Origin of the sequence: Laribacter hongkongensis DSM 14985 (genome assembly GCF_000423285.1) — a bacterium.
GTDB classification, from domain to species: Bacteria; Pseudomonadota; Gammaproteobacteria; order Burkholderiales; family Aquaspirillaceae; genus Laribacter; species Laribacter hongkongensis.
In genome coordinates, this window is record NZ_AUHR01000004.1 from 130338 (window position 1) to 150420 (window position 20083).

At 62.1% G+C, this 20083-nt stretch carries 16 protein-coding genes; 13 read left to right on the forward strand and 3 right to left on the reverse strand.

Annotated features, from left to right (window positions below; genetic code table 11):
* Window positions 1–79: 79 nt before the first annotated feature.
* The 10 genes from hisS to G542_RS0105235 all read left to right on the forward strand — a co-directional run bounded on the left by hisS (window position 80) and on the right by G542_RS0105235 (window position 10755).
* Window positions 80–1351 carry a histidine--tRNA ligase gene (gene hisS, locus G542_RS0105190; protein WP_027823574.1) on the forward strand — a complete coding sequence of 424 codons (1272 nt, stop codon included), beginning with the start codon at window positions 80–82 and terminating at the stop codon, window positions 1349–1351.
* Between the two features lie 9 nt (window positions 1352–1360).
* On the forward strand, window positions 1361–1996 hold the full coding sequence (locus G542_RS0105195) for a YfgM family protein (RefSeq protein WP_012696172.1): 636 nt from the start codon (window positions 1361–1363) through the stop codon (window positions 1994–1996).
* Entirely contained in the window at window positions 1997–3139 is a 1143-nt protein-coding gene (gene bamB / locus G542_RS0105200) for an outer membrane protein assembly factor BamB (RefSeq protein WP_012696173.1), read from the forward strand. It begins immediately after the preceding gene.
* Between the two features lie 5 nt (window positions 3140–3144).
* Window positions 3145–4521, forward strand: a complete 1377-nt coding sequence (gene der / locus G542_RS0105205; RefSeq protein WP_027823576.1) for a ribosome biogenesis GTPase Der — start codon at window positions 3145–3147, stop codon at window positions 4519–4521.
* A 90-nt stretch (window positions 4522–4611) separates the two neighbouring features.
* Window positions 4612–4869: an RNA chaperone Hfq gene (hfq, locus tag G542_RS0105210; RefSeq protein ID WP_012696175.1), complete on the forward strand. Its 258-nt coding sequence runs from the start codon at window positions 4612–4614 to the stop codon at window positions 4867–4869.
* A 75-nt stretch (window positions 4870–4944) separates the two neighbouring features.
* Window positions 4945–6042 (forward strand): GTPase HflX, encoded by a 1098-nt coding sequence (gene hflX, locus G542_RS16010; protein ID WP_034985090.1) that lies wholly within the window; start codon window positions 4945–4947, stop codon window positions 6040–6042.
* Window positions 6043–6076: 34 nt separating this feature from the next.
* Complete coding sequence (hflK, locus tag G542_RS16015; RefSeq protein WP_051189923.1) at window positions 6077–7315, forward strand: FtsH protease activity modulator HflK; 1239 nt, start codon at window positions 6077–6079, stop codon at window positions 7313–7315.
* A complete protein-coding gene (gene hflC, locus G542_RS0105225) occupies window positions 7315–8205 on the forward strand; it encodes a protease modulator HflC (RefSeq protein ID WP_012696179.1) in 891 nt (296 codons plus the stop codon). Before hflK ends, hflC begins: the two co-directional genes overlap by 1 nt.
* A gap of 67 nt (window positions 8206–8272) precedes the next feature.
* Window positions 8273–9430: an ATP phosphoribosyltransferase regulatory subunit gene (locus G542_RS0105230; RefSeq protein WP_012696180.1), complete on the forward strand. Its 1158-nt coding sequence runs from the start codon at window positions 8273–8275 to the stop codon at window positions 9428–9430.
* A gap of 29 nt (window positions 9431–9459) precedes the next feature.
* Window positions 9460–10755 (forward strand): adenylosuccinate synthase, encoded by a 1296-nt coding sequence (locus tag G542_RS0105235; RefSeq protein ID WP_027823577.1) that lies wholly within the window; start codon window positions 9460–9462, stop codon window positions 10753–10755.
* Window positions 10756–10855: 100 nt separating this feature from the next.
* Here the strand turns inward: G542_RS0105235 and bamC are convergent, their stop codons facing one another.
* Window positions 10856–11995, reverse strand: coding sequence for an NlpB/DapX family lipoprotein (gene bamC, locus G542_RS0105240; protein WP_027823578.1), 1140 nt, complete (start codon window positions 11993–11995; stop codon window positions 10856–10858).
* 22 nt (window positions 11996–12017) lie between these two features.
* Window positions 12018–12893: a 4-hydroxy-tetrahydrodipicolinate synthase gene (gene dapA / locus G542_RS0105245; protein WP_012696182.1), complete on the reverse strand. Its 876-nt coding sequence runs from the start codon at window positions 12891–12893 to the stop codon at window positions 12018–12020.
* 275 nt (window positions 12894–13168) lie between these two features.
* Here dapA and G542_RS0105250 point away from each other — a divergent pair, with 275 nt between their 5' ends.
* Window positions 13169–14800, forward strand: coding sequence for an ABC-F family ATPase (locus tag G542_RS0105250; protein ID WP_012696183.1), 1632 nt, complete (start codon window positions 13169–13171; stop codon window positions 14798–14800).
* A 318-nt stretch (window positions 14801–15118) separates the two neighbouring features.
* On the forward strand, window positions 15119–15859 hold the full coding sequence (locus tag G542_RS0105255; RefSeq protein WP_012696184.1) for a beta-ketoacyl-ACP reductase: 741 nt from the start codon (window positions 15119–15121) through the stop codon (window positions 15857–15859).
* Between the two features lie 72 nt (window positions 15860–15931).
* Here the strand turns inward: G542_RS0105255 and G542_RS0105260 are convergent, their stop codons facing one another.
* Entirely contained in the window at window positions 15932–18064 is a 2133-nt protein-coding gene (locus G542_RS0105260; protein WP_027823579.1) for a methyl-accepting chemotaxis protein, read from the reverse strand.
* Window positions 18065–18606: 542 nt separating this feature from the next.
* On the opposite strand from G542_RS0105260, the gene leuC reads away from it, so the two are divergent.
* A complete protein-coding gene (gene leuC / locus G542_RS0105265) occupies window positions 18607–20025 on the forward strand; it encodes a 3-isopropylmalate dehydratase large subunit (RefSeq protein WP_012696186.1) in 1419 nt (472 codons plus the stop codon).
* The last annotated feature ends 58 nt before the right edge of the window (window positions 20026–20083 follow it).

The following is a 20083-nucleotide window of genomic DNA, read 5'->3' on the forward strand; positions in this document are numbered from 1 at the left end:
CCTTGTGCCAAAAACCGGCACCGTTTGCTGCCAGGCTGGCAGCCATGACGGTGCCTGCATGACAGAGTGAAGCGAATCCATGGCAGAAAAAATACAGGCGATCCGCGGGATGAACGACATCCTGCCGGCCGAATCGCACCAGTGGGAATACTTTGAAGGCGTGCTGCGCGGGCTGCTGGCCGACTATGGCTACCAGAACATCCGTACGCCGATCGTTGAATCAACACCGCTGTTCATCCGCTCGATCGGTGAAGTGACCGACATCGTCGAGAAGGAAATGTACACCTTTACCGACAGCCTGAACGGCGACAGCCTGACGCTGCGTCCGGAAGGTACGGCCGGTACCCTGCGCGCGGTAGTCGAGCACAACCTGCTTTACAACACCACCCAGAAGCTCTGGTATACGGGGCCGATGTTCCGGCACGAGCGTCCGCAAAAAGGTCGCTACCGCCAGTTCCACCAGATCGGCATCGAAGCACTTGGCTTCGCCGGGCCGGACATCGATGCCGAAATCATCCTGATGACCGCCGACCTGTGGAAGCGTCTGGGCATCAGCGATTTCGTACAGCTGGAAATCAATACGCTGGGTAACAAGGAAGAACGTGCGGCCCATCGTGAGGCGCTGATCAAATATCTGGAAGGCCATGTCGACATCCTCGACGAGGACGGCAAGCGGCGCCTGTATACCAACCCGTTACGGGTGCTGGATACCAAGAATCCGGCCATGCAGGACATGGCCAACCAGGCACCGCGCCTGATCGACTACCTGGGAGCCGAGTCGCGGGCCCACTACGACGGCTGGAAAGCCATGATCGAGGCCGTGGGCATCCGCTATGTGGAAAACCCCCGTCTGGTGCGCGGGCTCGACTACTACAACCAATCGGTGTTCGAGTGGGTGACCACCGAGCTGGGCGCCCAGGGCACGGTTTGTGCCGGCGGGCGTTACGACGGCCTGACCGAGCAGATCGGCGGCAAGCCCGCCCCGGGTATCGGCTTTGGCATGGGAATGGAGCGCGTGCTGTTGCTGCTGGCTGACAAGGACTTGCTGCCCGCCCGCAAGGCGGCAGATGTCTACATTGTCCAGCAGGGCGAGGGAGCACCGGTCTACGCCATGCAACTGGCGCAGGACCTGCGGGCTGCCGGCCTGTCGGTCATCCAGCATCTGGGTGAGGCCAGCTTCAAGTCGCAGATGAAAAAGGCCGACCAGAGCGGTGCCCGCTGGGCGCTGGTGGTGGGTGAAAACGAAATTCGCCAGCAGCAGGTAGCGGTCAAGCCGCTGCGCGACGGTACCGAGCAGCAGACCGTTGTCCGTACCGACATTGTCAGCCATCTGGCTGGCCGCATGGCCTAAGGGGAGAGCATGGCTTTCGACTTGCAGGAACAGGAACAGATCGACGCCGCCAAGGCGTTCTGGCAGCAATGGGGCAAATGGATCAGCCTGGCGGTCATCGTGGTGGCGCTGGGCTATCTCGGTTATCAGGGCTGGAAGTATTACCGCAGCCATCAGGCCGAACAGGCCGCACTGCTGTATGCCCCGGTGGAAACGGCCGTGACCGAAGGCGATGCAGGCAAGCTGGTAGCCAGTGCCAAGGCACTGCAGGATGCTTATCCGAAGTCCGGCTATGCCGCACGGGCCAGCCTGCTGGCAGCCCGGGTTGCCTTTGACAAGGGAGACACCAAGACGGCCGAGCAGGAATTGCGCTGGGTTGCCGGCAATGCAGCCGAGCCGGCAGTCAAGGCCGTGGCGCAGCTGCGGCTGGCCGGGCTGCAACTGGATGCAGGGCAGACCGATGCTGCGCTGGCCGAGCTGGCCAGGCCGATCGATGCCACATTCCTGCCGCAGCAACTGGAATTGAAGGGTGATGCCTTGCTGGTCAAGGGGGACCGCCAGGGGGCGCGTGTCGCTTATCAGGAGGCCATCGCCAAACTGGCGCCGGATGCTCCGCAACAGGCGCTCCTGAACGTCAAGCTGGATGCTCTCGGAGGAGAACAATAAATGATGACCCGCCTGCGTCTGACCTCGCTGTCCCTTGCTGCCGGTCTGGCCCTTGGCCTGACCGGGTGTGCCTCGTGGTTCAGCGGTAGCAGCAGCAAACCGGAGCCGACGCCGCTGGCCCCGATGCAGCAGTCCCTGGTACCGCTCAAGACGCAATGGACCGCGTCGGTCGGCGATGCCGAGGGGTATGCCTTCCGGCCCGCGTATGATGGCACGCGGATTTTTGCTGCAGATGCCAGCGGGCGGGTCAGCATCGTGGATGCCACGACCGGGCGGGATGCCGGGCGGGTGGATTTCAAGGCACCGCTGACAGCCGGTGTCACTGTCCAGGATGGTCGCCTGCTGGCCACGACCCGGCAGGGTGAACTGGTGTCGATCACCACGTCGGGTGAGCCGCGCTGGAAAGTCCGGCTGTCCAGCCAGGCGCTGGAAACGCCGCAGACCGATGGCAAGACCGTCATCGTGCGGACGGTTGACGGCCATGTCACCGCATTTGATTTTGCCAGCGGCCAGCAGCTGTGGGTTTACCTGCGACCGCAGCCGGCCCTGACCGTACGTTCCAGTGGCAATACTGCGCTGGTGGGCTCGGAAGTGGTGCTGGTCGGTGAATCGGGCGGCAAGCTGTCGGTGCTCAACCTCGCCAGCGGTGACCTGCTGTGGGATGCCAATGTGGCACTGGCACGCGGAGCCACCGAAATCGACCGGGTGGTCGATGTAGCCAGCCCGCCAGTGTTTGACCGCGGCCAGATTTGTGCAGTGGCCTATCAAGGGCGGCTAACCTGCTTTGACGCCCGGTCTGCCGCACCGATGTGGTCGCGCGAGGTATCGTCCAGCCGCCCGGTGGCACTGGATGCCGCCAATGTCTACGTGACGGCCGAAGACGGTACGGTCTGGGCATTCAGCCGGACTGACGGCAAGACCGTATGGCAACAACCAGGACTCAAGTGGCGGACCGTCAGCGGTCCGGCCATGCTGGGCCGCTTTGTCGTCGTGACCGATGGCGAAGGCTGGGCCCATCTGCTCTCGAATGAATCGGGCGACCTGCTTGCCCGCACCCGTACCGGTGTGACCGGAGAGCCGGTCGCTGCCGGCAATGCCTTGGTGGTGCAGGGTGACGGGCGACTTGCCCAACTGGGACTTTGATTATTGTGAAACCAACCGTAGTTCTGGTCGGCCGGCCCAATGTCGGCAAATCGACCCTCTTCAACCGGCTGACCCGCTCGCGCGATGCGCTGGTCGCGGACCAGCCGGGCCTGACCCGCGACCGCCATTACGGCCATGGCCGGGTCGGCGGCAAACCGTATCTGGTTGTGGATACCGGCGGCTTCGAGCCGGTGGTTGACAGCGGGATCATGCACGAGATGGCACGGCAGACCCTGCAGGCCGTGGACGAGGCTGACGCAGTCATTTTCCTCGTGGACGCCCGGGCCGGCCTGACGCCTCAGGACAAGATCATCGCCAACCAGTTGCGCCAGATCGGCCGGCCGGTATTCCTGGTGGTGAACAAGGCCGAAGGCATGAGCCGCGCCATGGTGGTGGCCGAGTTCTACGAACTGGGGCTGGACGAGCCGTGGAGCATCTCCGGTGCACATGGCGAAGGTGTGCGCGAGCTGATGGACGAAGTGCTGGCACCGTTTCCGGACGAATCGGAAGAAGAAACCAGCCGCCATCCCAAGTTCGCCATCATCGGTCGCCCCAATGTAGGCAAGTCGACGCTGGTGAATGCCATCCTGGGTGAGGAACGCGTCATCGCTTTTGACCATCCTGGTACGACGCGCGACTCGATCTATATCGATTTTGAGCGCGAAGGCAAGACCTACACCATTATCGATACAGCCGGTGTCCGTCGGCGGGCCAAGATCGACGAATCGATCGAGAAGTTTTCCGTCGTCAAGACGTTGCAGGCCATCGAGGACGCCAATGTGTGCGTGCTGGTGCTGGATGCGGCGCTGGACGTGTCCGACCAGGATGCAACGCTGGCCGGATTTGCGCTGGAAGCCGGGCGGGCGCTGGTAGTGGCAGTCAACAAATGGGATGACTGCGACGAAGAGCAGCGCATCAACATCAAGCGCAGCATTGCCCGCAAACTGCATTTCCTTGAGTTTGCCAAGTATCACTACATCTCGGCCCTGAAGGGGCAGGGTGTGGCCGATCTGTTCAAGTCGATCGATCAGGCATACCACGCTGCGATGATCAAGATGCCGACACCGAAGTTGACCCGCGCCTTGCAGGTGGCCATCGAACGCCAGGCGCCACCGATGATGGGGCTGATTCGTCCGAAGATGCGCTACGCCCACCAGGGCGGGATGAATCCACCGGTTGTGGTCGTGCACGGCAATGCGCTCGATAAGCTTCCCGACAGCTATACCCGATATCTTGAGCACAGCTTCCGTCGCATGTTCAAGCTGGAAGGAACACCGCTGCGCGTACAGTACAAATCGACGGACAACCCTTATGCCGAGCGGCCTGCTCCGGTGAAGTCGCGTACCAAGCCCAAGGCCGTGCGCTACGGACGACAAAAATAAGTGGCGACCCGGCGATTTTCCGCGTAGAAAAAACTAGACGCTATCCCGAGCGAATTACAACATTTCATAACTGAATTCGGAGATTAAAAAATGAGCGCAAAAGGGCAAATGCTTCAGGATCCCTTCCTCAACATTCTGCGCAAGGAACACGTTCCGGTTTCGATCTATCTGGTCAACGGCATCAAGCTGCAAGGCCAGATCGAGTCGTTCGACCAGTATGTTGTGCTGCTGAAGAATACCGTGACGCAAATGGTGTACAAGCACGCCATTTCCACCGTGGTTCCGGCCCGCCCGGTCCAGGTGCCGCATGAGCACCCGGCGCCGGCTGCCGGTACTGCCGAGATTTGATGTCCGAACCTGAAAACGTGGCGGTGAGCGCATGCGCCATCGCCACTTTCCCTGTCTGCGGGGTTGATCCCATACGTGTTTGATCGTCCTGATTTTGGTGACCAAGCGGTCGTTGTATGCCTGAATTTCGGTGAGCCTGATTTTGCCGAAAGCGTTGAAGAATGCGTCGAACTCGTCAAGGGCGCGGGCGTTGCTGTGCTGGACGTCGTGCTGGCCAAGCGGCAAAGGCCAGATGCGGCACTGTTTGCCGGCAAGGGCAAGGTTGAAGAAATCGCCATGGCGTGCAAGACGCACGACGCCAATGTGGTGATTTTCAATCATGCTCTTTCCCCGGCCCAGCAGCGCAACCTTGAGCGTGCGCTGGAATGTCGTGTCGTAGACCGCACCAGTCTGATCCTTGACATATTTGCCCAGCGTGCACGCAGCCATGAGGGCAAGTTGCAGGTCGAACTGGCCCAGCTTGAATACCTGTCCACGCGTCTGGTGCGAGGATGGACCCACCTCGAGCGGCAAAAAGGTGGTATCGGCCTGCGTGGCCCTGGCGAAACCCAGCTGGAAACCGACCGCCGGCTGCTGGGCAACCGGGTACGCCTGCTGAAGGAACGTCTGGCAAAACTCGAGCGTCAGCGTCATGTACAGCGACGCAGTCGCGAGCGTGGCGGCGTATTCAGCGTATCGATCGTGGGCTATACCAATGCCGGCAAATCGACTCTCTTCAATGCGCTCACCAAGGCGCGTGCCTATGCTGCCGACCAGCTATTTGCCACGCTGGATACGACCAGTCGTCGCCTGTACCTTAACGAGCAGCTAAGTGTGGTGCTGTCTGATACGGTCGGTTTCATCCGGGATTTGCCGCACTCTCTGGTGGAGGCCTTCAAGGCCACCCTTGAGGAAACCGTGCGGGCCGACCTCCTTTTGCATGTGGTCGACTGCGCCAGCGACACCCGTGAAACCCAGCTGGCCGAGGTCAACAAGGTTCTCAAGGAAATCGAGGCTGATGGCATCGACCAGCTGATCATCTGGAACAAGTGCGACCTGAAGGGGCTGTCTCCCGCGATCGAGCGGGACGAAACCGGACGAATCGTGGCTGTACGTCTTTCTGCGCTGAAGGGCGAAGGTCTGGACCTTCTCCGTCAGGCGCTTGTCGAACGCGCTGACATACCCACATACTGACAGCGTATCAAACCAAGAACCGGGACACTGATCCATGGCACAAAACGACCCGCAATGGGGCGGAGGTCGACGCGGAGACGGACCGCCCGATCTCGACGAACTCTTTCGCCGGCTGAACCAGAAACTGTCCCGCCTGCTGGGCGGCGGCAAAGGCAATGGCCCGTCTGGCGGTCCTGCGGTACCTTCCCCTTCGCCGCGCGGCATCAAGGGCGGAGCCATCGCTCTGGTGGGCGTGCTGGCAGCCTTGTGGCTCGGCAGCGGCTTCTTTGTGGTCGATGCACGGGAAGAGGCCGTGGTCCTGCGTCTGGGCAGCTACGACCGGACAGCAACTGCCGGCCTGCAATGGCACATTCCCTATCCGTTCGAGAAAGTCGAGATCGTCAACATGACCGAAGTGCGTTCGGTCGAAGTTGGCTATCGCGGCAATGCCAAGAACCGGATGCCCGACGAATCGCTGATGCTGACCGAAGACCTCAACATCGTCGATGTCCAGCTGTCGGTGCAGTATGACGTGCAGGATGCCCGCGCATTCCTGTTCAACAACGTCTACACCGAGCCGGGTGGCCAGGGCATCGTCAAGTCGGTGACCGAGTCGGCCATCAGCCAGGTGGTCGGCCAGAACAAGATCGATTTTGTCCTGAATGAAGGCCGTACCAAAATCGCCAGCGATACCCAGACGCTGATCCAGAAAATCCTGGACCTGTATGGCATGGGGCTGCGTGTGATCAAGGTCAACATCAACAACGTCCAGCCGCCCGACCAGGTGCAGGCTGCATTCGAAGATGCCGTCAAGGCCGGACAGGACAAGGAAAAATCCCGCAACGAGGCACAGGCCTACGCCAACGATGTCGTTCCGCGTGCAACCGGTATGGCTGCCCGCCTGATCGAAGAAGCCCAGGGTTACAGCCAGCGGGTGGTGGCCAGCGCCGAAGGCGAGGCCTCGCGCTTCAAGGCCGTGCTGGGTGAATACCAGAAGGCTCCGGTCGTAATGCGTGACCGCCTGTATATCGACACCATGCAGCAGATCCTGCAAAACACGACCAAGGTGCTGGTGGATGGCAAGAATGGTCAAAACCTGCTCTATCTGCCGTTTGACAAACTGATGGACATCAACAAAAAGCCTTCGTCCGGTACTGTATCGGCACCTGCCGCACAGGCTGACACGCCGCCGCTTGCATCCGAACCTCCGGTCCGGGTGGTGACGCCGTCTGCCAACGGCCGGCCTACCGAACGCGCTGAACGTGGCGGTCGCAACCTGCAGGGAGGCCAGTAATGGAACGCCTGATTCCGAAACTCGTCGCCCTGGGGGCCGTGCTGATCCTGGTCAGCATGTCGTTTTACATTGTGGGGCCGCGCCAGAGTGCGCTGGTGTTCCAGTTTGGCGAGGTCGTGCGCATTGCCAACAACCCGGGTGTCCATTTCAAGGTCCCGTTCCTGCAGAACGTGCGCTTCTTTGACCGTCGCATCCAGACCATTGACCCGGATAATCCCGAGCTGTTCAACACCCGCGAAAAGATGAACCTGCTGGTCAACAGCTTCGTCAAATGGCGGATTACCGACGTCGAGCAGTTCTACAAGGCTGTCGGTGGCAACGAAGCCGCTGCCGTGACCCGTCTGCGCCAGCAGGTCAACGACGGCCTGCGGGCCGAGTTCGGCCAGAAGACGGTCGAGGACGTGATTGCCATCCAGCGGGCGGCCATTCTGGACGTGGTTCGCCAGCGTGCCGACCAGGATGCGCGCAAAATAGGCGTACAAATTGTCGATGTCCGCTTAAAGCGCGTGGATTTTCCGGATAAAATCTCCCAGTCGATCTATGACCGCATGCGGTCCGAGCGTCTGACGGTTGCCAACCAGCTGCGCAGCGAGGGGGCGGCTGATGCCGAGCGGATCCGTGCCGAAGCCGACAAGGAGCGCGAAGTGGTCCTGGCCAATGCCTACAAGCAGGCCCAGGAAATCAAGGGGGCGGGGGACGCCAAGGCCGGTGCGATCTATGCCGAAGCCTTTGGCAAGAGTCCGGAGTTTTACGCCTTCTACCGCAGCATGGACGCTTACAAGAAGTCGTTTGATTCCAAGAACGATCTGTTGGTACTTGACCCAAGCTCGGCTTTCTTCAAGTACCTGCAAGATCCCAAGGCACGTGGCCCGGTGGCACCGAAGCAGTAATTCGGGTGGGCTGCAAACCTGACAAGGCGGGGTAACCCCCCGCCTTTATTACGTTTTACGAAAATACATGCACAACTGGCTGCTTCCCGAACACATAGCCGACATATTGCCCGCCACGGCGCGGCAGCTGGAGTCGGCCAAAGCCGCGATGCTCGAACGGTTCCGCCGTTATGGTTACGAACTCGTAAGTCCACCGCTGATCGAATATACCGACTCGCTGTTGACCAATGCCGACCCGGCGCTGGACATGCAGACCTTCAAGCTGGACGACCAGCTTTCCGGTCGCCAGCTGGGTTTGCGTGCAGACATGACGCCGCAGGTGGCACGGATTGACGCACACCTGCTGGCTCACCGGCAGGGCGTGACACGCCTGTGCTATGCCGGCAGTGTGGTACATACCCGGGCCAGCGGACTGATGCGCTCGCGCGAACCGTTGCAGGTCGGTGCCGAGCTGTATGGCTGTTATGACCTGGCGGCCGACATCGAAATCATTGAACTGATGCTGTCGACCCTGGCCGGCGTGGGTATTGATGCCGTCACGCTCGACCTGGGGCACTTGGGGGTATACCGCGCGCTGGTGCGCGAAGCCCAGTTGGATGGTGAAACCGAGCAGGCACTGTTTGCTGCCTTGCAGGCCAAGGATCGCGCTTCGGTCGAAGCGCTGACCGCCGACGTGCGCGAGCCGTTCTGCTCGGCCTTTCGCCATCTGGTTGACCTGTATGGCCCCGAGGCCATCGGCAAGGCGCGAGCCCGTCTGCCGGGTCTGCCAGGCATCCGGGCGGCCCTGGACGATCTCGAGCGGCTGGCACAGATCTTTGCTTCCCGCGCCCGCATCAGCTTTGACCTGACTGAACTGCGCGGTACGCACTACCACACCGGGCTGATGTTTGCCGCTTATGCCGAGGGCTGGGCGGAAGAGCTGGCCCGCGGCGGGCGGTACGACAACGTCGGGCGCCGCTTCGGCCGTGCCCGGCCGGCTACGGGCTTCAGCCTTGACCTGCGCGACATGATCCGCGTGCTGCCGCAGACGCATCCGTCCAAAGGCATTCGCGTACGGGCTGCCGATCTCTCCCGGCTGGCTGACGAAGTGGCACGCCTGCGGGCTGCCGGTGAGGTGGTGGTTGTCGATTATCTGGGAGAAACGGCCGCTGATCTGCATTGCGACCGTGAACTCGTCTGCCGTGAAGAAGGCCAGAGCCTCGAAGCGGCACCGGCCCATCCGTAAATTCTGAAATCTGTTTGAAAGGTAACAACATGGCCAAGAATGTTGTCGTGGTCGGGACCCAGTGGGGTGACGAAGGCAAAGGCAAAATCGTTGACTGGCTGGCGGATCACGCCAAGGCCGTGGTGCGTTTCCAGGGTGGCCACAATGCCGGTCACACGCTGGTGATCGGCGGCAAGAAGACCATCCTGCGCCTGATTCCGTCCGGTATCCTGCATCCGACCATGACTTGCTACATCGGCAACGGTGTCGTGCTGTCGCCCGAAGCGCTGCTGAAGGAAATCGACGAGCTGGAAGCCGCCGGTATCGATGTATGCAGCCGCCTGAAGATCTCCGAAAGCTGCCCGCTGATCCTGCCGTACCACATCGCGCTGGACCATGCCCGCGAAGCCGCCAAGGGTGCCAACAAGATCGGCACGACCGGTCGCGGCATCGGCCCGGCCTATGAAGACAAGGTGGCCCGTCGTGCCATCCGCGTGCAGGATCTCTTCAATGCCGGAAAACTGGCCGAGAAGCTGAAGGAAAACCTCGCCTATTACAATTTCCAGCTGACCGAATACTTCAAGCAGACACCGGTCGACTTCGAGAAGACGCTGGCCGATACCCTTGCGTACGCCGAGCGCATCAAGCCGATGGTGTGCGACGTTTCCCGCACCCTGTACGACCTCAACAAGGCCGGTGAGTCGATCCTGTTTGAAGGCGCCCAGGGAACCCTGCTGGACATCGACCACGGTACCTACCCGTTTGTCACCTCGTCCAACTGCGTGGCCGGTGCGGCCGCGCCGGGGGCCGGCGTGGCACCGCAGATGCTCGAATACGTGCTGGGCATCGTCAAGGCCTACACCACCCGCGTCGGTTCCGGTCCGTTCCCGACCGAGCTGGAAGACGACATCGGCATGGGCCTTGCCCAGCGCGGCAACGAGTTCGGTTCAGTGACCGGTCGTCCGCGTCGCTGCGGCTGGTTTGACGCGGCACTGCTGAAGCGCTCGATCCAGATCAACGGTGTGTCCGGCCTGTGCGTGACCAAGCTCGATGTTATGGACGGCATGGAAGAAATCAAGCTGTGTGTCGGTTACCGCATTGACGGTGTCGAATACGACATCTTCCCGGTCGGTGCCGACAAGGTTGCAGCCTGCGAGCCGGTTTACGAAAGCTGGCCGGGCTGGAATGAAACCACTTTCGGTGTCAAGAAGTTCGAAGAACTGCCGGTCAATGCCCAGAACTACCTCAAGCGCATCGAGGAATTCTGCGGTGCACCGATCGCCATCATCTCGACCGGTCCGGACCGCGAGGAAACCATCGTGCTCAAGCACCCGTTCAAGGGCTGAGCCGGTTCCCTGCCCGGGACAAGAAAAACGCCAGTCTGACCGACTGGCGTTTTTTTTCATGGATGGTCGCGTGCGAGCGCATGACGACCAAGGGCAGGCATCAGCGCAATTGCTGTTCCAGCTTGGGCAGGATGGCGTTGACCAGCTTGCCGTCAAGCGCTTCGCCCTTGTCGCCCTGGACGGTGACACGGCTTTCCTTGTCGCTGACCTGCTGCACCACGATCCGGTAACCCGGTTGCTCGGCAGCCGTCTTGCCTTCCTTGTCGCGCCAGAATGCGAGGCTCGACCAGAAGCCGCCTTCGTCCACTTTCTCGGTTTCGCTCTTGGCCGGACGTACGAAGTAGGTACCGGAAGCGCGGTTGCGGTCCACTACCACCAGACCGGTACGGTCCAGCGCCAGACCGGTACGGCGCCATGCACGGTCGAAGGCATCGTCGACGACGACTGCTCCGTTTTCGATGCGGGCGCGCCGTTGGGCCACCGGTACCGGCTGGGCTGCATCTTCCTTGGCCTGCTTGGCCTTGGTTTCATCAACCCCGAGGGCCAGCATCAGGCGGCCGAGAAACTCGGCTTCGAGTTCCGGATCGTCGGCACGCGGCTGCCATTTGGTGTCGTTCTTGCCTTCGGTAAAGCTTTCCACCATGCCGCGGTGGCTGATGTAGATCTCGACATTACCGTTGGGGCTGCGCTCGAAACGGGTTCGGAACTTGTCACGCTCGGGCGTGGCGTAGAGTCCGTCCAGACCGACCGTGGCCAGGAGCTTGCGCACGCCGTCCTGCGGAATCTTGGCGCGGTTTTCCGCCCAGTCGGTTTCCATGATGCCCAGCTGCGGTTCGTCGCGCTTCAGCACGAAACCGTTGTCCTGCCAGAATTCGCGGACCAGCGGCCACAGCTGTTCGGCGCTCTTGCCGCTGACGCTCAGCCAGCGCTGGCCACCGGCGCGTTCCAGGCGGACGGTGTCGGAGGCTGCGGTAGCCACCTGGGCCGTGCCGGCGCGAATGGCCGCCTGCTGGCCGGCCTGGTCTGCCTGCTGTTGTGCCATCAGCTTGGCGCTGACGCCGCCGGCAGGCATGGCATAGGAGTTGGTCAGTTCGGGGGCTGTCAGGTCGGGCGGCACTTCCAGCGTACGCTTGGGCGCTTCGGCCGACTTGTAGGCGATCTTGCTGTCGTCAGACGTCGAGGCGCATGCCGCCAGACCGGCAACGGCCACGACGGGGAGCAGATGGCGAAGGGATTTCATCCAGACTCCGTTGGGTAAGAAATCAGATCAGGTTGGCAGCCTTGAGTGCAGCTTCGACCTTGGATTGGCCGGCGTCACTCAGACGGGTCAGGGGCAGGCGGATGCCGGCCGGGATGCGGCCCATGCGTTCGAGCGCCCACTTGACCGGAATCGGGTTGGCCTCGCAGAACAGGTCCTTGTGCAGGCCCTGCAGCGGGTCGTTGATGCGGCGGGCGGCCTGCACGTCACCGGCGATGGCCGCACGGCAGAGTTCGGCCATCTGGCGCGGTGCGACGTTGGCCGTCACCGAAATCACGCCGTGGCCGCCGCACAGCATGAAGGCCATGGCAGTAGCGTCGTCGCCGGTATAAAGGGCGAAATCCTTCGGGGCGCGCTTGACGAGATCGCAGCAGCGGGCGAGGTCGGCAGTGGCATCCTTGAGACCGATGATGTTGGGGATTTCGGCCAGACGCAATACGGTGTCGTTACACATGTCGGCCACGGTGCGGCCCGGCACGTTGTAAAGGATGACCGGAATGTCGGTCGATTCGGCAATGGCGCGGAAGTGCCGGTACATGCCTTCCTGCGTCGGCTTGTTGTAATACGGCACGACCGACAGGACCTGGTCGGCCCCGAGGCGGCGGGATTCGCGCGTCAGGTCGATGGCTTCGTGGGTCGAGTTGGCGCCGGCGCCGGCGATGACCTTGATGCGGCCGGCCGCGCGCTTGACCACTGCAGCCACGACCTGCAGGTGCTCTTCGACCGCGAGTGCGGCCGATTCGCCCGTCGTGCCAACAGCAACGATGCCGCTGGTGCCCGACTCGATATGAAAATCGACCAGACGGTCCAGTGCTTCAAAATCAACACTGCCGTCTTCCAACATGGGGGTCACAATCGCGACCAGACTTCCGGTGAGCATGTGCGTGCCTGTGAACGAAACAAGAAAATGGAAATTTAGCGGGAGATTGTAGCCCAATTCCTCAAATGCAGCGTGAATGCGCTGGGGGCCGGGTTTGCCGGTCATGCTGCCGCAGGCTGTCATGCCGGTCATGCCGGCGGCCTGCCAGCTTCGCGGGGCAGTGAGGGCCGGCTTTGGAGGGCGTGACTGTCCCGCTCGCCGCCTGCCTGCTGCGGCTGTGCTAGAATCCGCCATTTTCCGTTTACCGGACAATCTGTTAGCCAAGGATTTCCCGCGTGATCACTACCGCGAATATCACCATGCAGTTCGGCGTCAAGCCGCTGTTTGAAAATGTTTCCGTCAAGTTTGGCGAAGGCAACCGCTACGGCCTGATCGGTGCCAATGGTTCGGGCAAATCCACCTTCATGAAGATTCTGGGGGGGGACCTGGAGCCGACTTCCGGCAATGTGTCGGTCGAGCCGGGCATGCGTCTGGGCAAGCTGCGCCAGGACCAGTTTGCCTACGAAGACCAGCGCGTACTCGACGTGGTGCTGCAGGGACACGCCGAAATGTGGGCCGCCATGAGCGAGCGTGACGCGATTTACGCCAACCTCGAGGCCACCGAGGACGACTACATGCATGCGGCCGAGCTGGAGGCCAAGTTCGCCGAGTACGACGGTTATACCGCCGAGGCGCGCGCCGGCGAGCTGTTGCTTGGCGTGGGCATCCCGCTGGAACAGCACAACGGTCCGATGAGCGAAGTCGCACCGGGCTGGAAGCTGCGCGTGCTGCTGGCCCAGGCCCTGTTCTCCAATCCGGACATCCTGTTGCTGGACGAGCCGACCAACAACCTCGACATCAACACCATCCGCTGGCTGGAGGACGTGCTCAACCAGCGCAACTCGACCATGATCATCATCTCGCACGACCGCCACTTCCTGAATGCGGTGTGCACCCACATGGCCGATCTCGACTACAACACCATCACCGTATACCCGGGCAATTACGACGACTACATGCTCGCCGCTGCCCAGGCCCGCGAGCGCCAGCTGTCGTCCAATGCCAAGGCCAAGGAACGCATCCAGGAACTGCAGGAATTCGTGGCCCGCTTCTCGGCCAACAAATCCAAGGCCCGTCAGGCCACCAGCCGCCTGAAGCAGGTCGACAAGCTCAAGGGGGACATGGTCGACGTCAAGCCTTCGACCCGCCAGAACCCGTTCATCCGCTTCGAGATGGACGACAAGATGAAGCTGCACCGGCAAGCCGTGGAAGCGCAGGGCATCTCCAAGGCCTACGAAGACAAGGTGCTGTTCCGGAACCTGTCGTTCATCCTGGAGGCCGGCCAGCGCATCGCCATCATCGGCCCCAACGGCGCCGGCAAATCCACCCTGGTTAAGCTTCTCGCTGGTGCCTTCAATCCGGCCTTCTCGGCCGGCGTGACCCCGGATGCCGGGCAGATCAAGTGGGCGGAAAAGGCCCAGGTCGGCTACTTCGCGCAGGATCACGAAGCCGCATTCGACAGCGACATGGACCTGGCCGAATGGATGCGCCAGTGGACGCAGGAGGGCGACGACGAGCAGGTAGTGCGTGCCACGCTCGGTCGCCTGCTGTTCGGCAGCGACGACGTGACCAAGTGCGTGCGCGTGCTCTCGGGCGGGGAAAAGGGGCGCATGCTCTATGGCCAGCTGATCCTTGAGCGTCCCAACGTCATGATCATGGACGAACCGACCAACCACATGGACATGGAGTCGATCGAGTCGCTCAACATGGCGCTGGAAAAGTACAAGGGCACGCTGATTTTCGTGTCGCACGACCGCCAGTTCGTCAGCTCGCTGGCCACCCAGATCATCGAACTGGACGGCGAGGGCGGGTTCGAGCATTACATGGGCAACTACGAAGACTACCTCGCTAGCCGCGGCCTGCTGTAATCCTGCAATTCCGCGTGGCTCCGGCCCGAACAACCCGCCTGGATGGCGGGTTGTTCTTTTGGCGGGATTCCATGTCGCAATCCCGATAGTTGATTACCCAAGGTTTTTTGACCTGTTTAGGCGTATGGGATATAGTCCGCAGCGCTTGGGTGCGTTGCAACATTCTGTCGGCTCACCTGGCCAAAGAGCCTGTAAATGACATAAATAGAACAAGGCTATCTACGGATTTTGCATTGCAGCAATCCGTGATGCTCGTCGCTGCCGGCCATTCCGGATCTCCTGTGCAGCGGAGTCGGTACAAACCCAAAGGAAATCAGCATGCGTTTGCAAGGGAAAGTCTCCATCATCACCGGTGCCGCCAGCGGCATTGGCCGTGCCACCGCCCTCAAGTTTGCCCGCGAAGGCGCCATTGTTGCCGTCTGCGACCTGAACCAGGGCGCGATTGACGAAGTGGTCGCCGAAATCAAGGCCGCCGGTGGCCAGGCTGTCGGCTACATCGTCAACGTGACCGACAAGGCACAGATCGCCGACATGGTCGGCGGCCTCAAGGGCCAGTTCGGCCGCATCGACGTGCTGGTGAACAACGCCGGCATCGTGCAGGATGCCCAACTGATCAAGATGACCGAAGACCAGTTCGACAAGGTGATCGACATCAACCTCAAGGGTGTCTACAACTGCACCCGCGCCGTGGTCGACACCATGGTCGAGCAGGGCAGTGGTGTCATCCTCAACGCCAGCTCGGTGGTGGGCGTGTACGGCAACTTCGGCCAGACCAACTATGCCGCCACCAAGTTCGGCGTCATCGGTTTCGTCAAGACCTGGGCCAAGGAACTGGGCAAGAAGGGCATCCGTGCCAATGCCGTGTGCCCGGGTTTCGTGGCCACTCCGATCCTCAAGGCCATGCCGGAAAAAGTGATCCAGGCCATGGAAGACAAGGTGCCGATGAAGCGCATGGCTGCTCCGGAAGAAATCGCCAACGTGTACGCCTTCCTCGCCAGCGACGAAGCCAGCTACATCAACGGTGCTGCCATCGAAGTCACCGGTGGCCTGACCCTGTAAGTCCTGCCGTACACCGGCCGCGAGCGGCCGGCATGCGCATCCACACCCCTGCCCGTGCAGGGGTGTGCTGTTTCAGCCGACCCGGAACTGCCCGACCAGTGCTTGCAGGCGGCCGGATGCCTGCAGGGTCAGGGCAGAACTCTGACCGGTTTCCTCGACCGTGGCCCGGATGCTGTGGGCGGCATCACCGACCCGGCGGGCAGTGTCGTCGTATTGCCGGCTGACCGTGGCAATGCCCTCGATGGCGGCAAGCAGCTGCTCGATCACCGCGTGGTCGGCCTGGTCACTGGCGGCTTCTTCGGCCAGCCGCAGGCCTTCGTCCAGCTCCTGCATGCCGCCGCCCATGCGGCTGGCGGCAACGTGGGCCTGTTCCTGCACCTGGCTGATCATGTCGCGGATTTCCACCGTGGCCTGCGCCGTGCGTTCGGCCAGTTTGCGGACTTCGTCGGCCACGACGGCAAAGCCGCGCCCCTGTTCGCCGGCGCGGGCCGCTTCGATGGCGGCATTCAGGGCCAGCAGGTTGGTCTGGTCGGCAATGTCGCGGATCACGCTGACCACCTGGCCGATGTTGCGCGTGCTGGCCGACAGGGTTTCCAGCGTGCCGGCGGCCTCTCCCACTGAATGCCGGATGCCCTGCGAGCGCTGGCGCAGGTTGGCAAGCTGCCCTTGCGAGGCCTGCATGACTGTTTCCATGCGGGTTTTCATGTCGGCGGCACTGCCGGCGGCGCTGTCGATTTCCTGCCGCTGGCGGTCCAGCGCCTGCATCATGTCGCCGATCAATCCCTGGACGCTGTGGGCTGTGGCGCAGGTATCGTGATGGCTGGCCTCTACCTGCCGGTTGGTGGCAGAGATTTCGTGCGAGCTGTGGATCACCCGGCGCACGATGCTTTCCAGATTGTCGATGAAGCTGTTGAACCACTGCGCCATGGTGGTGATTTCATCCGGATGACGGCTGTCGCGGTCGATGCGCTGGGTCAGGTCGCCGCCACCTTCGGCAATGGTGCGCACCATGCGGATCATCTGGCGCATGCGTGCTGCCAGCTTGCGGCTGCCAAGGCTCAGGAACACCAGTGCGCCGGCCAGGTGGCAGCCCAGCCCGGCCAGTGCGCTGGCGGTCTGGCCCAGGCCAAAAGCAGCCGTCAGCAGGTGCGAGCCGGCCCAGCCTGCCAGCATGGTGGCGAGATAGAGCTTCATCAGCCGGTAGCTCAGGCTGCGGTTGCGGTAAACCTCCTCCAGATCGGCTTCGCACATCATGCCCCAGAGGTCGGGCGAGCCCGGCAGCCGGAAAGTGACTCCGCAGCCTATGACGGGGATGTGGCGGTAATCGGCGTAGCCCGGATAGGTGACGAACAGGTTGCTGCCGCAGCGGATGGTTTCGCGCACGCCAGGATGCAGGCGGCCGGTGGCCGGATCGTTGAAGACCAGTTCGAATTCGGTGTGCCTGTGCACCCGGACGGTGCCGAACGCCGTGCGTACGCCATCCTTGAGATTGTCACCGCCGGTAAAGGTGCGGTCTTCGAAGCGCGAGCGCGACAGGGCCGTGCCAGGGGTGACTGACGGATCGAAGTGCGACTGCGCCATGAACAGGTAGTTGTCGCCCGATTCGTGGAAGATGTGTCCGGCCTCGCGCTGGATCAGGTCGCCCAGCACGTCGTTGGGCACCCGGCCGCAGAGTATGCCGCGCGGTGTGCCGTCGGCGGCGGTGAGCGGACGGTAGAACATCAGGGTGACGCCGTCGTGAAAGCGCGAGCTTGACGGGCCGAGCTGCTCGGTCTGCGGATCGGAATAGGGGCCGTGCAGGAAACGCTCTTTCAGGCCGCGGGCCACGGCAGCGGCCGGCAGGCCGCTGGCACCGCTGCGCCCGGCGCTGCTGGCCAGCAATTGTCCGGCTGTGTCGATCACGAACAGCTCGGAAAAATCCGCTGCCAGCAACCGCCGCTGGCTCAGTGTGGTCCGTTCGATGTCCGGCCACTGCATGGCCAGACGCTCGGCCAGGGCATCAAGGTGCGCCCACTGTTCGTGGGTCCACTGGGTCAGCAAGGCCACGCGGGTCTGGGCAATGCCGGCAAACACCTGTTCCAGTGCATGGGTCCGGTGCCGGTTCAGCAGGCAGGCCCAGCGCAGGGACAGCTTGCCGTTGCGGCCCAGCCAGGGCAGCCAGTGCCGTTCCTGGTCGGTCAAGGACATGGTTGCACTTCGGGTCATGGTCTCGCTCCTTGTCATCGTGTTGCCGGGGCTGTGGTCTGATACGGGCGTGAATCAACAAAGCAATTGTAATGCCAATGACATTGATATTGCCCGGTTTGCATCGTGTGGGCAGAGGCCGGCTGTCTGAAAGACGGCCTGGTGTGAAAAGGAGCTGGTGTTGCAAGGTGTACTGGTACTGTCGCCGGCAGATGCCTGCGGGCATTGCACGGTTTGCCTGACGGTAAAGAACGACCGGGCCGGATGACCGGCAGAGGATGGCGCGGGAGGTGATCCGTGTGCACAAATGCGCGGGACGGGTAGGCAATCAATGACAATTATTTGTATATTTTGTCCCTGCCATTCATTTCCGGTCGCAGCCAACCGGACATGTCCACGGGCCGCCTGGTCCCGGGCGTGGGTGGAGCCCGGCATCCGAGCAGAAACCATGACCGGATTCCGCGGGGTTTTATTTTCAAGTAATTGATTTATTTGAATAAATTGACCAATATTCCAGCCGCGTGCAATAATCGGCTCAATCTCCCTTAACGGACCAACAACACATGGCCGCACAGACCCTCTACGACAAGCTCTGGGAGAGCCACGTGGTGCGTACCGACCCGGACGGCACCTCGCTCCTGTACATCGACCGCCATCTCGTCCACGAAGTCACCAGCCCGCAGGCCTTTGAAGGGCTCAAGCTCGCCGGCCGCAAGCCGTGGCGCGTGCATTCGATCGTGGCTACCGCCGACCACAACACACCGACCGACAACTGGGATCTGGGCATTGCCGGGATCAAGGATCCGGTCTCGCGCCTGCAAGTGGAAACGCTGGATGCCAACGTGCGTGAAACCGGCGCACTGGCGTATTTCCCGTTCATGGATCGCAACCAGGGCATCGTGCACGTGGTCGGCCCGGAACAGGGCGCCACGCTGCCCGGCATGACCGTGGTATGTGGCGACAGCCATACTTCCACTCACGGCGCGTTTGCCGCGCTGGCGCACGGTATCGGTACCAGCGAGGTCGAGCACGTCATGGCGACCCAGTGCCTGACCGCCAAGAAGTCCAAAGCCATGCTGGTGCGGGTCGAGGGTGAATTGCAGGCCGGTGTCACGGCCAAGGACATTGCGCTGGCAGTGATCGGCAGGATCGGCACCGCCGGTGGCACCGGCTATGCCATCGAGTTTGCCGGCAGCGCCATCCGTGGCCTGTCGATGGAAGGTCGCATGACCCTCTGCAACATGGCCATCGAAGCAGGCGCCCGCTCCGGTCTGGTGGCGGTGGACCAGGTTACGCTGGATTACGTCAAGGGTCGTCCGTTCGCACCGACTGCAGAGCAGTGGGAGGCCGCAGTGGCCTGCTGGCGCGAGCTCAAGAGCGACGAAGGCGCCGTGTTCGATGCCGTGGTGGAACTGGATGCCACAACCATCGCGCCGCAGGTGACCTGGGGCACCAGTCCGGAAATGGTGGTGGCGATTACCGACCGCGTGCCGGACCCGGCTGCCGAAGCCGACCCGGTCAAGCGCGAAGGCATGCAGCGCGCGCTGGCCTACATGGGGCTGACCGCCGGGACGCCAATGGCGGAAATCGCCGTCGACAAGGTGTTTGTCGGTTCCTGTACCAACTCGCGCATCGAAGACCTGCGTGAAGCGGCCGCAGTGGTGCGCGGCCGGCGCAAGGCTGATTCTGTCAGGCTGGCGATGGTGGTACCGGGGTCCGGCAACGTCAAGGCCGAGGCCGAGGCTGAAGGGCTCGACAAGATCTTTGTCGCGGCCGGATTCGAATGGCGCGAGCCGGGTTGTTCGATGTGTCTGGCGATGAACGCCGACCGTCTGGAGCCGGGCGAGCGCTGTGCCTCCACCTCGAACCGCAACTTTGAAGGACGGCAGGGACAGGGCGGGCGCACCCACCTCGTCAGTCCGGCCATGGCGGCTGCGGCAGCGATTGCCGGCCATTTCGTCGATATCCGCAAAGGTTATTAATCCCGCTGTTTCCGCCCTGGTTGACTATCTTGAAGCGTGCCACTGTCGGCATGCTTCA

Coding starts and splice junctions, on each gene's coding strand:
- hisS (WP_027823574.1), top strand. CDS start 80: ATGGCAGAAAAAATACAGGCGATCCGCGGGATGAACGACATCCTGCCG.
- G542_RS0105195 (WP_012696172.1), top strand. CDS start 1,361: ATGGCTTTCGACTTGCAGGAACAGGAACAGATCGACGCCGCCAAGGCG.
- bamB (WP_012696173.1), top strand. CDS start 1,997: ATGATGACCCGCCTGCGTCTGACCTCGCTGTCCCTTGCTGCCGGTCTG.
- hfq (WP_012696175.1), top strand. CDS start 4,612: ATGAGCGCAAAAGGGCAAATGCTTCAGGATCCCTTCCTCAACATTCTG.
- hflK (WP_051189923.1), top strand. CDS start 6,077: ATGGCACAAAACGACCCGCAATGGGGCGGAGGTCGACGCGGAGACGGA.
- hflC (WP_012696179.1), top strand. CDS start 7,315: ATGGAACGCCTGATTCCGAAACTCGTCGCCCTGGGGGCCGTGCTGATC.
- G542_RS0105230 (WP_012696180.1), top strand. CDS start 8,273: ATGCACAACTGGCTGCTTCCCGAACACATAGCCGACATATTGCCCGCC.
- G542_RS0105235 (WP_027823577.1), top strand. CDS start 9,460: ATGGCCAAGAATGTTGTCGTGGTCGGGACCCAGTGGGGTGACGAAGGC.
- bamC (WP_027823578.1), bottom strand. CDS start 11,995: ATGAAATCCCTTCGCCATCTGCTCCCCGTCGTGGCCGTTGCCGGTCTG.
- dapA (WP_012696182.1), bottom strand. CDS start 12,893: ATGCTCACCGGAAGTCTGGTCGCGATTGTGACCCCCATGTTGGAAGAC.
- G542_RS0105255 (WP_012696184.1), top strand. CDS start 15,119: ATGCGTTTGCAAGGGAAAGTCTCCATCATCACCGGTGCCGCCAGCGGC.
- G542_RS0105260 (WP_027823579.1), bottom strand. CDS start 18,064: ATGACCCGAAGTGCAACCATGTCCTTGACCGACCAGGAACGGCACTGG.
- leuC (WP_012696186.1), top strand. CDS start 18,607: ATGGCCGCACAGACCCTCTACGACAAGCTCTGGGAGAGCCACGTGGTG.